This window comes from Amycolatopsis saalfeldensis, from assembly GCF_900110575.1.
In the GTDB taxonomy this organism is placed as follows: domain Bacteria; phylum Actinomycetota; class Actinomycetes; order Mycobacteriales; family Pseudonocardiaceae; genus Amycolatopsis; species Amycolatopsis saalfeldensis.
Genome location: NZ_FOEF01000024.1, coordinates 20,918 through 33,249, shown reverse-complemented (window position 1 = coordinate 33,249; position 12,332 = coordinate 20,918). Strand labels below are relative to the sequence as shown.

The window sequence follows — 12,332 nt, the reverse complement described above, 5'->3', positions numbered from 1 at the left end:
CGTGCGAGTGTCGATGACGTGCCCCGAACCCACAGCCACCCCTTCGTCCCCTACTCGCCCCAACGCCTTTCGGACGGCGAAGGGCTGCGGCGCGGCCGGGAGCTGCACGAGCACCTGGAGACCCGCCGTTCGGTGCGGTGGTTCTCGCCCGAGCCCCTGCCGCTGGCCGCGATCCAGACCGCGGTGCGCGTCGCCAACACGGCGCCGAGCGGGGCGCACCACCAGCCGTGGACCTTCGCCGCGACCAGGGATCCCGCGCTCAAACGGCAGGTGCGGGCGGGCGCCGAGGAAGAGGAGCGCCGGTTCTACCGCGAGCGCTCCGCCCCGCAGTGGCACGACGCACTCGCCCCGCTGGAAACCAATGAGGACAAGGAATTCCTGGAGGTCGCGCCGTGGCTGGTGGTGGCCTTCGCGCAGAAGAGCACCCCGCGCCCGGACGGCGGGCTGCGCAAGAACTACTACGTCTCCGAGAGCGTCGGCATCGCCTGCGGCCTGTTCATCACGGCCCTGCACACGATGGGCCTGGCGACGCTGACCCACACGCCCAGCCCGATGGCGTTCCTGACCGGGCTGTTCGGCCGCCCGGCCACCGAGCGGCCGTTCATCCTGTTCCCGGTCGGCCACCCCGCCGACGACTGCGAAGTGCCGGACCTGCGGCGCAAACCGCTGTCCGAAGCGCTGGTCGTCGTCGGCGAGGCGTGACGCCGGTTTACGCGGTCAAGGCCGCGAACCGCCGCAGCGTCTCCTCCTGGCCGAGGGCCTGGGTGATGGAGTGCAGGTCGGGGCTGCGGGTGGAGCCGGTGATCGCGAGCCGGATGATCTGCGACGCCTCCCGGATGGAGCCGGGGAACGCGTCCGGGTCCTTCTTGAACTCCTTGGCGTTGCGGGCAAAACCGTGCTTGGCGGCGACGTCGCGGATCTGCTGGAACCACTCCTGGCCGTCGTCGAGCTGCCGGTAGTTCGCGACGAAGTCGGCGGCGACCGCGCGCACCACCTCGGGGGCGACCCCGAGCGCGGCGATCCGCTCGTCGTCCGGCCCGGTCACGGCGGCGTGCAGCTGCGGGAAGAAGAACCCATACACGGCACGGAACTCGCCCCACCGCTTGAGGTCCTTGCGGGGGTTCTCCGCCCCTTCACGCTCGACGGCCAGCGCGCGCAGCGCCAGCTCCGGCTCGGCGTCGAGCACCGCGAGCAGCTCGGGGTCGAACTGCCCGGCCCACGCGCGCACGGCGTCGAGGATGTCCTGCCCGGACAGCGTGGCGATGTGGTCGGCGGCGAGGTCGTCGAGCTTGACCAGGTCCACCAGCGGGCCGGCGACGCCGCACTCCTCCAGGCGGATCGGCTCGGCCAGCGCCTGCTCCAGCGGCAGCTCGGCGAGACGGCCGTTCGCCAGACCGCGCAGGTAGTAGAGGACGGCGTCGGCCGGGTAGCCGGCTTCGATGTAGAAGTCGACCGACGCCTCCGGGTCCTTGCGCTTGGACAGCTTGCGCTTGCTGCCGCCCTCCTGCTTCATCAGCGGGGCGATGTGCGCGTAGGTGATCGGCTCGAAGCCGAGCGCGTCGAACAGCTGCTGGTGCACCGGCACCGACGAGATCCACTCGTCGCCGCGGATGACCAGGTTGACGCGCATCAGGTGGTCGTCGACCGCGTGCGCGAAGTGGTAGGTCGGCAGCCGCGGGCTCTGCTCGGAGCTCTTGAGGATCACCACGTCGTTGCGGTTGGCCTCGGCCTCGATCGTGCCGCGGATGGCGTCGGTGAACCGCACCCGGGCGCCGGTGTCGTCGGGCGCGCGGAACCGCACCACCCACGGCTCACCGGCGTCGAGCTTGGCCTGCACGTCGGCCGGTTCGGCGTCGCGCCAGAGCGCCCACGAGCCGTAGTAGCCGGTGGGCAGCTTGGTGGCCTGCTGGCGGGAGGTGATCGAGGCCAGCTCGTCCTTCGTGGCGAAGTCGATGTACGCACGGCCCTCGCGCAGCAGGTGCCGGACGTAGCTGAGGTAGATCTCCTCGCGCGCCGACTGCTGGTACGGCCCGTAGTCGCCGCCGCGGGTGATGTCCTCGTCCGCGGCCAGGCGGAAGTAGGAGAAGCCGCGCTCGAACTGCTCCACCGCGCCCTCGACCTCGCGGGACTGGTCGGTGTCCTCGACCCGCACCAGGTAACGGCCTCCGGAGTGGCGCGCCACGTCCTGGTCGATGGTGGCCGTGTAGATGCCGCCGATGTGCACGAACCCGGTCGGGGACGGGCCGAACCGGGTCACCTTGGCGCCCTCGGCCAGCGGCCGCGCCGGGTAACGCCGCTCCCAGTGCTCGGGCTCGGGCAGGTCCGCGGGGAACAGGGCATCGATGACGGCTCGGTCCAGCATGGGCGTCGGCACTCCGGGCGGCTCTCGGTCAGGCAGGGCAGGGGAACCCCACCAGCCTATCTCCGCCGGTCGGCCGCCCTCCGGGCACCGTCAGCCGCCCCTGCCGCCACACTCCGGCCGCCCCGCTGGCCGCACTCCGGCCGCCCCGCTGGCCTCTCCGATCGCCGCACTCCGGCCACCCACACTCCGGCCGCTCCGCTGGCCTCTCCGATCGCCGCACTCCGGCCACCCGCTCGCCCACTCGCCGCACTCCGGCCACCCGCACTCCGCACTCCGGTCGCCCGCTCGCCGTCCGGCTGCCCTCCTCCGGCCCCGGCCGTCGGATCAGCGCGGCAGCGCGGTTTCCAGCGCCCGGATCACCTGCGTGATGTGCCGCCGGGTGGCCTGCTCGGCGGCCGCGGTGTCGCCGGAGCACAGGGCGTCGAGGATCTCGCGGTGCTCGCCGAGGCTGGCCTCGGGACGGCCGGGCACCGAGACGGTCACGTTCTGCCCGAGCTGCAGCTGCGCGCCGAGCAGGTCCGCGATCGCCGGCAGGCGGCGGTTCGGCGAGGCCTGCCAGATCAGCGTGTGGAACTCCCGGTCCAGCTCGGCGTAGCGGGTGAGGTCGCCGTCCTCCAGCGCGGCCCGCTGGCCGTCGATCAGCTCGCCGAGCCGGGCCAGCAGCTCCGGCGGCCGGCTGCGGGCGAGGTCGCGGGCGGCGAGGGTGTCCACGGCGGAGCGCAGTTCGTAGAGGTCACGCAGGTCCGCGACGGTCAGCTCGGCCACGAAGTAGCCCGAATGCGGCCGGGAAACCAGGAAACCCTCGCGTTCCAGGATCGCCAGCGCGGCCTTCAGCGGGGTCGGGGAGATGCCGAGCCGTTCGCTCAACGGCCGCACGGTGACGCGCTCGCCAGGCCTCAGCTCGCGGGTCAGCACCGCCTCCCGGACCGCCGCGTACGCCGCGCGGACCAGGCTGCCCGTTTCGGGAGCGTCCATCTGCTCGCGCCTCCTCCCGGCGATCGGATCCAATCCTGGCCGCTCAGGCCGGCGGGATGGCGCCGTCCTTGGCCAGCAGCGGCACGTCGACGTCGATCGTCTCGGGGTACTTGATGCCGGCCCCGGTGTTGAGCACCACGACCTCCTCGCCGCCGTCCAGCCAGCCGGACTCGCGCAGCTGGTCGACGGCGGCGAAACAGGCCGCGCCCTCGGGGCAGATGAACGCGCCCTCCAGCCCCGCGAGCCGTCGCTGCGCGGCGAGCAGGTCTTCGTCGGTGACGGCGACGGCGGTGCCGCCCGTCGCGTAAATCGCGTCCAAGACCAGGAAATCGCCGAGCGCTTTGGGCACGGTGATGCCGAAGGCGACCGTCTTGGCCTCCGGCCACGGCTCGCTTTCCCTGGCGCCACGGGAAAAAGCCTCGACGATCGGCGCGCAGCCCGTGGCCTGGACCGCGACCAGGCGCGGCAGCTCACCGGAGAGCCAGCCCAGTTCTTTGAGCTCCAGCAACGCCTTGTGGATCCCGATCAGGCCGACGCCGCCGCCGGTCGGGTACAGCAGCACGTCCGGCATCCGCCAGCCGAGCTGCTCGGCGATCTCGTAGCCCATGGTCTTCTTGCCCTCGAGCCGGTAGGGCTCCTTGAGCGTGGAGACTTCCTGGTAGCCGCCCCGTTCGGCGACCGCGGCGTGGACGAGCTTGCCGGCGTCGCCGATCAATCCGTCCACCCGGTACAGCTCGGCGCCGCTGGCCAGGCACTCCTTCATGGTGATCGCGGGCGCGTCGTCGGGCATCGCGATCAGGCTCCGCATTCCGGCCCGCGCGGCGTAGAGCGCCCAGGCCGCGCCCGCGTTGCCGTTCGTCGGCATCGCGACGCCGCGCACGCCCAGCTCCAGCGCCCGCGAGACGCCGACCGCGGCGCCACGGGCCTTGAACGAGCCGGTCGGGACCAGCCCCTCGTCCTTCATCAGCAGCCGGGGCACGCCGGCCTGCTTGCCGTACGCGGGCGTCGGCAGCAGCGGCGTCATCCCCTCCCCGAGCGTCACCACGTGCTCGGGGCGGCGCACCGGCAGAACTTCGTGGTAGCGCCACAGATTCGGCTCCCGCGCGGCGATCTCGGCGGGCGTCACGGTCTCGCGCACCCGCTCCAGGTCGTACCGCGCCAGCAGCGGCGCACCGGCCGCGGACGTCCCGGCCACCTCGTCGGCTTCGTAGCGCTCCCCGGTCCGCGAGCACTCCAGATGACTGAGGAACGAGAACGTCATGCCGCCTCCAGGTCCGGGAAAGTCCCCCCAGTTTGGATCCAAAATGCGGCCGGGGTCAACGCCGGACCACATCGTGGACGCTTACCGGGAGCGGGACTGGGAAACGGGCGGCGCGGTCCCCGACGCCGAAGACGGCGGCGCGGCGAGCACCACCCCGGCCAGCAGCGCGATCCCGGCCAGCCACAGGCCGAGCCGGACGAGCGACGAAACAGTGCAGATGATTCTCATGGACGGACTCCTCGTGGTAGTCCCGCAACCGCGGTTTCCGTTGGCACAGAAGGGAATTTCCCCTATATCCAGGGTGGCCCGGCCGCCGCGGCCGGACAAGGCGTTTCCTGTTTCCCCTTTACCGGGCAACAGTTCTCGCCGCCGTGCTCGTCACGCACGACCATCCCGACCACCTCGACGCCGCCGTCCTGAAAGCCGCGCTCGACGCTCAGCCGGCATCCGGCCGTCCACGCCGAACGGCCGGATCCACGACCTCACCCCGAGCGAGATCGACGCTGCCCCGTTCGCCCAGTTCGCCGGAGTGCCGCTGAAGGTGCTCGGGATCGGGGAGAGCGGCACGCGCTCAGCCGCGCGACTCCTGCCGGACCCGGGCCTCCCCCAGCACCGCCGGGTCGAGTTTCACGCGGTAGCCCGCCGCCTCGGCCCACCATCGGGCCGCAGCGTCGCCCTCGCCCCGGCCCGCGGCGACGTTGCCTAGGCCCAGCAGCGCCCGCGCCCGCTCGTAATCGCTGCCGGCCTGGTCGGCGATCTCGGCCGCGGCCAGGTACCCGCGCTCGGCGGCCTCCGCTCGCCCGGCGCGGAAACACATCCAGGCCAAGCAGTTCGCCGACATCGCCTGGTCCACCGGGAGCTGGGCGAGGTCGTTCGCTTCCCCAGCCGAGGCAACGGCTTCGTCGTGCCGTCCCAGCTCCGAACACGCGTACGCGATGCCCCGCAGCGCGATCACGACGTTGCGGGTCCGGCCGGTGCGGCGGTAGACCTCCAGCACCTGCCTCAGGTCGGCCAGCGCGGGTTCCGGCTCGCCGGCGTACAGCCGGGCCCAGGCGAGGCTGGACAACGCGTCGACCAGCCCGCGCTCGTCGTCCGCCTCGGCGAAGCGCTCCTGGGCCAGCCGGTGGCAGCGGATCGCCTCGGCGGCATCGCCGGACTCGACGTAGGCCATGCCGAGGTTGTTCAGGATCAGGCCCTGCGCGCCGGGCTCGTCCGCGGCCTCCAGCGCCCGCCGATGGGTGCGGATCCACGGCTCGAACAGCTTCTCGCGGAAGAAGAAACCGCGGAGCATGAACGCCAGCTGCCAGCAGCGCCGCCCCAGCCCGTGGTCCGCGGCCACCGCCACGAGGTCGGCCAGCACCGGCCATTGGGCGCCGAGCCAGGCCAGCGCTCCATCGGCGTCTGCGAAGGGCAGGCGGGATGGCCGCGCCGCGCCGGTATCGGGCCGGAAGCGGTGGGGCTCGGTCAGCTCGTCCGCGGCGAAGACGGTCCCCACGACGTGCTCGACCAGCCGCACGACCGCCGCCACGCGGTCGGCCTCCGCGATCTCCGGCAGCACGCGGCGCAGGGCGAACATCCGCATCAGGTCGTGCATTTCGACGTAACCGTCCTCGTCGCGGACCACGAGGTGCGCGTCGTGGAGCCGGTCGAGCAACCGGTCCGCCTCCCCCGCGCCGAGGCCGGCCAGCGCGTCGGCGGACGTGCTCTCCGCGGCGGCGGCCGGGTGCAGCGCGAGCAGCCCGAACAGCCGCCGCTGGTCCTCGGGCAGGGCCGCGCAGGAAACGGCGAAGGCCGTGGCGACGCTGCGTTCCCCGTCGTCCAGCGCGCCGAGCCGGGTGTCCTCCCCGGCCAGCCGGTCGCGCAACCGCGCCGCGGTCCAGCCGCCCGCCACGAACCGCGCGGCGGCGATGCGGACGGCGAGCGGAAGGCGGCCGCAGTAGTCGGCGATCTCCCCCGCGACGGCGTCGTCACCGGTGTCCCGCTCGCCGGCGATCGAGCGCAGCAGGGCGACCGCGTCCTGCCTCGGCAGCACGCCGACGGGGAAGTGCCAGGCGTCGTCGAGCGCGGGCAGCCGCCCGCGGCTGGTCACGAGCACCCGCGAGGCGGTGCCGCCGGGGATCACGGCGCGGACCTGGTTCGCCGTCCGCACGTTGTCGAGCACCAGCAGCACCCGGCGTTCGCGCAACTGGTCGCGCACCAGGTTCGCCAGGCCGTCCTCGTCCGAGGGCACCTGCGCGGGCGCGATGCCGAGCAGGCTCACCAGCCGGCGCAGGCCTTCGACGGCGGAAAGCGCTTCGGCTCCGGGGGTGTGGCCGTGGAAATCGAAGAACAGGCAGCCGTCGGGAAACGCGGGCAGCGCGGCGCGCGCGGCGGCGACGGCCAGCGCGGTCTTGCCCGAGCCGGCCATGCCGTGCACCACGCCGGCCCGCCCGGTTCCCGGGTCACGCAGCCGCGCGGTCAGTTCCGCCAGCTCGGCCTCACGGCCGATGAAGAGCCCGCCGCCGTCCGGCAGCCCGACGATGCCGCCGGCGCTGCGGCGCGCGACCGCGCGGTCGGCGAACACCGCGAGCAGCTCGCCGCGCGCATCAAGCGCACGATCGCACGCCTTGGCCAATTCACGGTTGACGCGCGCCTTGCCCGTCTCCACCTTGCTCAGATATCCCTTGGTGAAATGAACAGCGGCCGCGAAAGCGGTGAGTGAAATTCCAGCCGACATGCGACGGCGCCTCAATTCTGTGCCAAAGTCAGCCATACCGTGATCCTCCCGCATCCGGTGCCGGAAGTGAAGGCCGGCCGGCGGCCCGGGACCGCCGGCCTGGCACTGGTCAGCCGAGCAGCGAAAGCAACTGGGCGATGAGGACGATGAAGTGCGTGTGCATCCGGTTTTCCTTTCCCGAATCCCCGTGACGACAGGGGATGAGCCGATTTGGTTCGCCGAAGGATTTCGACCACCCAAGACTCACTCGGGAATTGCGCGAAAAACAGGAGTTTCCCGTTTCCTCATATCAGGAAACGGTGCTTACCGCCAATGACCTGCATTGTTTCCTGATTCAGGAAACAGCCGGGAAACGGTCTCCGCGGTCTCGTCGCGGGGAAGCTGCGTGGGTACACTCGGCGAGCATCGACCAGACGGAGGTGACGGCTTGGACCAGGTGGCGGCCGGCACGAAGATCGACGAGCTTTCAGCGGAGCTGAAAGCCCTTCGCAAGGGGCTGGGCATCCAGGCGCCGAACCTGCCCTTGCATGTCGGCGCCCTGCTTCGCCAGGTCTGCGGCATCCAGGACGACGACAGCCCCGGCACGGTCCGCGACAAGGTGGCCGAAACGGTGCGGAGCCTGATCAAGCGGCTGCCGGAATCGCAGCGGGAAGTCGCCCGGCTGGTGTTCGGCTTCGGCACCCCGGCCGGCCAGCGTTACACCGACCGGCTGACACAGCTCGGCACCGGCGCGGACCGCAACGTCCGCACCATGCAGCGGCGCGCCGACGACGTCGTCTACCTGATCGCCGAAACCGCGTACGCGGCCCCGGGCCGGCTGACCCACGCGGGCCGCAAGGACCCATGGCACACGTCGGCGCTGGCCGTGCGCCTGACCCTCGGCGGCACCGGCGCGGAAGTGTTCGAAACGCGGCGGATCATCAGCCACGTCGACGGGCTGGAGGAGATCGAGCACTCGGTCTCGCTGGCCCGCCCGCTGCAACCGGGCCAGCCGCTGCCCACTCTCGAAGGCCTCGGCATCGACGTCGTCGCCGGCGGCGAAGTGCACTCCGAGCGCATGGTCTCCTCCACCCGCGTCGCGTTCCGGCTGCGCCCCCCGCACCCCCTCGACACGGGCGACCAGCACGAGTTCTTCTTCCGCATCAGGGTGGACGAGTTCCCCTCGCCGTTCTACTGCTGCACGCCCGAATACCCGTGCGAAAGCTTCGACCTCAACGTCCGCTTCGACCGCCGCCGCCTCCCAGCCCGGCTCTGGCGCATCGACGGCGAGTTCTCGAAAGACGCGGAAGACCCCTTGGCCCCGCGCAAACCCCTGTGGCCCGACACGGTGGGCGAGGTCCACACAAGTTTCCACGACCTGGAACCGGCCCGGTCCTACGGACTCGGCTGGCAGCCCGCAGGCTGACTTTCCGGCCCCACTGGCCGATCTTCCCGCCCCGCGGGCGGCCGGCCCGGCCCGGCTGCCTGCCGTTCTTCCACGGGCCGACGCCCCAGCTCCGCCGCCTGCCGCCCTTACCTCGCGGGCGGCCGGCCCAGCCCCGCCGCCTGCCGACCCACGGGCTCGCAACCCAGCCCCGCCGCCTGCCGCCCCGACCTCGCAGGCGGCTGCCCCAGCCCCGCCGCCTGTCGACCCGCGGGCTCGCAACCCAGCCCCGCCGCCTGACGCCCCCACCTCGCTGCCCGCCGGACCGCCCGGGGCCCGGGCCGACTGCCCGTGCCCCGAAGACGCGCGGCGGTCCGGCGCCGTCGCCGCTCGCCGAGCCCGGATCATGCGTCTCCTCACCGGCCGACGGCCCCGCTCTCCACCCTGCCGCACCGACCGGCCGGACGGAGCCCCGCACGGCTTGACAAAACCACGACACTTTCACCCACGCCCTCGGCCGGCCGCCGCGGTTCCGGCACAGACCCGACCCGGCGACGCGACAAGGGCCCCGCGACGCCGGGAGTCCGGCACCGGGGCACGAGGAGTCAGGAGCCCGCCGCGGCAACGCAGCCGGGCAGGAAGCCGGCGCAACGCCGCAGCCGGGCGCCAGTCCGGTACCCCCAGTCCGGCACCGCAGCCGAGCAGGAGTCCCCCAGCCCAGCCAGACGCCCCGCCGAGCACAACTCCCGCACCCCAGCCGAGCGCAAATCCGGCACCACCCCCGCGCCCGAGCCGAGCGCAAATCCGGCACAACTCCCGCGCCCCAGCCGAGCGCAAATCTGGCGCCCCAGCCCAGCGCAAGTCGAACAGCACAGCCAGGCACCACCCCCGCACCCCAGCCGAGCGCAAATCCGGCGCCCCAACCCAGCGCAAGTCCAACAGCACAGCCAGGCGCAAGCCCCGCACCCCAGCCGAGCGCAAGCCGCTCAGGGCTCAGGGTCAGCCGGCGAGTTGCACTTCGGCCCAGGTGGTCGAGCCGCGGGTGCCCCAGGTGGTGGCGACCTCGTCCACCAGCAGGCGGCCGAAGGCGGCGTCGGCGGATAGTTCGGTTTCGGGGCGGGTGGCTGGGGTGAGCCGTGAGACCTGCACTCGGAACCGTGACGAATCCCGGGAGAGGACCAGGGTTTCGAACTTGGCGCCGTCGCGCTCGGCGTCGGCTACCAGTTCGTCGACCAGGGAGACGACGTCGAGCACCACCTCCGGCGAAACGCCGGCGAGCATGGTGTTGATGGTCGCCGGTACCGCGGCCGAGGCCTCGGGCCCGGCCAGGATCGCCGACGAGGCCGGTTCGCCCGCGAAGGCAGGGTTCTGGGCCATTTTCGGCTCGCCTCCGGCATTCTGGGGAAAGGCGGAGCACTAATACCCACGGCGGCGCAGCGGCAAACACGTTCCCGCCGAGCCGGGCGAACCGGCACGAACAGGCCCCGCTTCCGGCGAACCGTGCAGACCGGCTCGAACAAGCCCCGGCGAATCGCCGCGAACACCGCCGCGTCAGGCCAACCAGGCGAACCACCACCAGCGCCACCAGTCCGTTTCCCTGCCGATTGGGCGAATCGGGTGACTCGCGACCACCGCGGGCAACCCGTTCCGCGGGCGGCGCGTGTTCCGCCCACACCAAGCGACACTGGGGGATCCACCATGACTAGTAGAAGACGTCTGGCCACACTCGCCGCCGCGCTGCTCGTGGGCGCCGCTGTGCCGGCCGCGCCGGCGATGGCCGGGACGGGGCCGGCCGCGTGCAGCTGGACCTTCGAGAAGATCGCGCCGCCGGAGGGGTACGCGCCGCAGGACGTCCGGATCACCGGCACCGACAGTCACGGCGGCTACTCCGGCACCGTGCTCAACACCGCCACCGACAGCTACCGGCTGGTGGTCTGGACCGGCGGGTCGCCGCGGATCGTGCCCGAGATCGACGACTTCACCTTCCCGCAGATCGTCGACGAGAACTCCGCCGGGACGGTGCTGCTGTCCGGCGGCCAGCGCAGCACCTCGCGCAGCGGCGTGTTCCTCTACAGCGCCTCCGGCGTGCTCACCTACCTGACCCCGCCGGCCGGATACGAGGCGGACTACGCGGTCGCCCTCAACGAGCGCGGCGACGTGCTCGCCAGCGGCCGCTCCGCGAAGGACGGCCACGCCGTCACCTTGCTGTGGTCCACACTCGCGGCCGCCCCGCAGGTCATCGACACCGCCGTGGGACAGGGCATCGACCTCGACGACGACGGCACCGTGCTGCTCTACGACGGCAGCAACAACCCCGGCCACCTCTGGCAGGGCGGCCGGATCGTGCCGCTCGGCGGGCCCGGTTATCCCTTGCTGCTGGCCGGAATCCGCGGCGGCCACGTGATCGGCACCGAGATCGGCGCCTGGCCCGAATCACAGTCGGTGGTCTGGCACGCGCCCGGCGACGCCCGGCCGATCACCGACGGCGGCACCGCCCAGGCCATCAACGCGCACGGCTTGATCGCCGGCAGCCGCGACACCCTCACCGGCCCGCCCGCCGTCTGGAGCGACACCACGCACCTGGCCGACCTGCCGTTGCCCGCGGGCTTCACCGACGACAGCGACGTCTACGTGATCGGCGACGACAACACGATCTTCGGCAGCGTCAGCGGTTACGGCCCGATCCACTGGACCTGCACCTCAACGCACGCCTGAGCCGGCCACGAGCCCGGTGAGCACCGCCCGCACGTCCGGCCGGCGGGCGGTGCCCAGCCGGGTCAGCGCGTAGACCCGGCGCGTGACCGGCGACGCGAGCGGGTGCAGGCTGACGTCGCCGTGCGCGTCCGGCAGCGCCATCCGCGGGACCAGCGCCACCCCGGCGCCGGCGGCCACCAGCGCGGTGAGCACGGCGAAATCGGTGGCCTCGGCCGCCACCTCGGGCACGAACCCGGCCGCGCCGCACGCGCGTTCGATCATGGCGTGACAGGAAAACTCCTTCGACGGCACCAGCCACGGCTGCCCGGCGAACCGCGCGAGCCGCGCCTTCTGCCCCGGCGCGAGCCCCCGCTCCCGCGCCAGCGCCGGGGGGAGCGCGAGCAGCACGGGGTCGTCGGCGATCGGGTGCTCCTCGCAGCGGGCGGGCGACTCGCGCGGCAGGAGCGTGTAACTGTGCACCAGCGCGACATCCGCCTCCCGGCGCAGCAGCGTGCCGATCGCGAGCTCCGGCTCCTGCTCCAGCAGCCGCAGCGTCACCCCGGGTACTTTCGTCCACAGTGGAGCGACGAGAGCCCTTGCCGCGGAAGGGAAGGCGACGATCCGGACGGTGCCGACACCGTCCGAGCGCAGGGCCGCCAGCGCCGACTCCGCGGCATCGAGATCGCCGAGGATGACGTCGGCGTGCGACACCAGCAGCTCGCCGGCGGCGGTCAGCGCCAGCCGCCGGCCGCGTTTCTCCAGCAGTGGCACGCCCGCCTCCCGCTCCAGCGCGGCGAGCTGCTGCGACACCGCGGGCCCGGTGAGCCGCAGCGCCTCGGCGGTCGCGGTCACCGTGCCGTGCTGCGCCAGCTCGTGCAGCAGCCGGAGACGGCGGACTTCAAGCATAAGCACAGCTTTCTTTTCAGCGTTGAAAGTCTAACTGGATCTACCGCATTCTAAC

The 12,332-nt window shown here is 72.5% G+C and carries 10 protein-coding genes; 3 read left to right on the top strand and 7 right to left on the bottom strand.

Annotated elements, in window-relative coordinates; genetic code table 11:
• Positions 1–18 precede the first annotated feature (18 nt).
• Positions 19–702, top strand: coding sequence for a nitroreductase family protein (locus BMY97_RS38110; protein ID WP_245787712.1), 684 nt, complete (start codon positions 19–21; stop codon positions 700–702).
• Between the two features lie 7 nt (positions 703–709).
• On the opposite strand, the gene BMY97_RS38105 is transcribed toward BMY97_RS38110, so the two are convergent.
• The 5 genes from BMY97_RS38105 to BMY97_RS38090 form a co-directional block, all read right to left on the bottom strand.
• Positions 710–2,362: a glutamate--tRNA ligase gene (locus BMY97_RS38105; RefSeq protein ID WP_091627364.1), complete on the bottom strand. Its 1,653-nt coding sequence runs from the start codon at positions 2,360–2,362 to the stop codon at positions 710–712.
• Positions 2,363–2,686: 324 nt separating this feature from the next.
• Positions 2,687–3,337: a GntR family transcriptional regulator gene (locus tag BMY97_RS38100; RefSeq protein ID WP_091627361.1), complete on the bottom strand. Its 651-nt coding sequence runs from the start codon at positions 3,335–3,337 to the stop codon at positions 2,687–2,689.
• A 43-nt stretch (positions 3,338–3,380) separates the two neighbouring features.
• Positions 3,381–4,598, bottom strand: coding sequence for a threonine synthase (locus tag BMY97_RS38095; RefSeq protein WP_091627358.1), 1,218 nt, complete (start codon positions 4,596–4,598; stop codon positions 3,381–3,383).
• An 81-nt stretch (positions 4,599–4,679) separates the two neighbouring features.
• The gene (locus BMY97_RS47410; protein ID WP_177231734.1) at positions 4,680–4,826 is read right to left on the bottom strand and encodes a hypothetical protein; all 147 of its coding nucleotides are present in this window, start codon (positions 4,824–4,826) and stop codon (positions 4,680–4,682) included.
• A gap of 343 nt (positions 4,827–5,169) precedes the next feature.
• A complete protein-coding gene (locus BMY97_RS38090; protein WP_091627355.1) occupies positions 5,170–7,350 on the bottom strand; it encodes a tetratricopeptide repeat protein in 2,181 nt (726 codons plus the stop codon).
• A 391-nt stretch (positions 7,351–7,741) separates the two neighbouring features.
• Between BMY97_RS38090 and BMY97_RS38085 the strand changes: the two genes are divergently transcribed.
• Positions 7,742–8,719 (top strand): hypothetical protein, encoded by a 978-nt coding sequence (locus BMY97_RS38085; RefSeq protein ID WP_091627352.1) that lies wholly within the window; start codon positions 7,742–7,744, stop codon positions 8,717–8,719.
• Between the two features lie 957 nt (positions 8,720–9,676).
• Here the strand turns inward: BMY97_RS38085 and BMY97_RS38080 are convergent.
• Complete coding sequence (locus tag BMY97_RS38080; RefSeq protein WP_091627350.1) at positions 9,677–10,054, bottom strand: hypothetical protein; 378 nt, start codon at positions 10,052–10,054, stop codon at positions 9,677–9,679.
• 321 nt (positions 10,055–10,375) lie between these two features.
• Between BMY97_RS38080 and BMY97_RS38075 the strand changes: the two genes are divergently transcribed.
• Positions 10,376–11,392, top strand: a complete 1,017-nt coding sequence (locus tag BMY97_RS38075) for a hypothetical protein (RefSeq protein WP_091627347.1) — start codon at positions 10,376–10,378, stop codon at positions 11,390–11,392.
• Here BMY97_RS38075 and BMY97_RS38070 read toward each other — a convergent pair.
• Positions 11,378–12,277 carry a LysR family transcriptional regulator gene (locus BMY97_RS38070; protein ID WP_091627344.1) on the bottom strand — a complete coding sequence of 300 codons (900 nt, stop codon included), beginning with the start codon at positions 12,275–12,277 and terminating at the stop codon, positions 11,378–11,380. The two genes, BMY97_RS38075 and BMY97_RS38070, sit on opposite strands and share 15 nt — an antisense overlap.
• Positions 12,278–12,332: the final 55 nt, after the last annotated feature.

Bases quoted from the DNA above. Each gene is read 5' to 3' on its own strand.
- BMY97_RS38095 (WP_091627358.1), bottom strand. From the start codon at position 4,598: ATGACGTTCTCGTTCCTCAGTCATCTGGAGTGCTCGCGGACCGGGGAG.
- BMY97_RS38080 (WP_091627350.1), bottom strand. From the start codon at position 10,054: ATGGCCCAGAACCCTGCCTTCGCGGGCGAACCGGCCTCGTCGGCGATC.
- BMY97_RS38070 (WP_091627344.1), bottom strand. From the start codon at position 12,277: ATGCTTGAAGTCCGCCGTCTCCGGCTGCTGCACGAGCTGGCGCAGCAC.
- BMY97_RS47410 (WP_177231734.1), bottom strand. From the start codon at position 4,826: ATGAGAATCATCTGCACTGTTTCGTCGCTCGTCCGGCTCGGCCTGTGG.
- BMY97_RS38075 (WP_091627347.1), top strand. From the start codon at position 10,376: ATGACTAGTAGAAGACGTCTGGCCACACTCGCCGCCGCGCTGCTCGTG.
- BMY97_RS38105 (WP_091627364.1), bottom strand. From the start codon at position 2,362: ATGCTGGACCGAGCCGTCATCGATGCCCTGTTCCCCGCGGACCTGCCC.
- BMY97_RS38090 (WP_091627355.1), bottom strand. From the start codon at position 7,350: ATGGCTGACTTTGGCACAGAATTGAGGCGCCGTCGCATGTCGGCTGGA.
- BMY97_RS38100 (WP_091627361.1), bottom strand. From the start codon at position 3,337: ATGGACGCTCCCGAAACGGGCAGCCTGGTCCGCGCGGCGTACGCGGCG.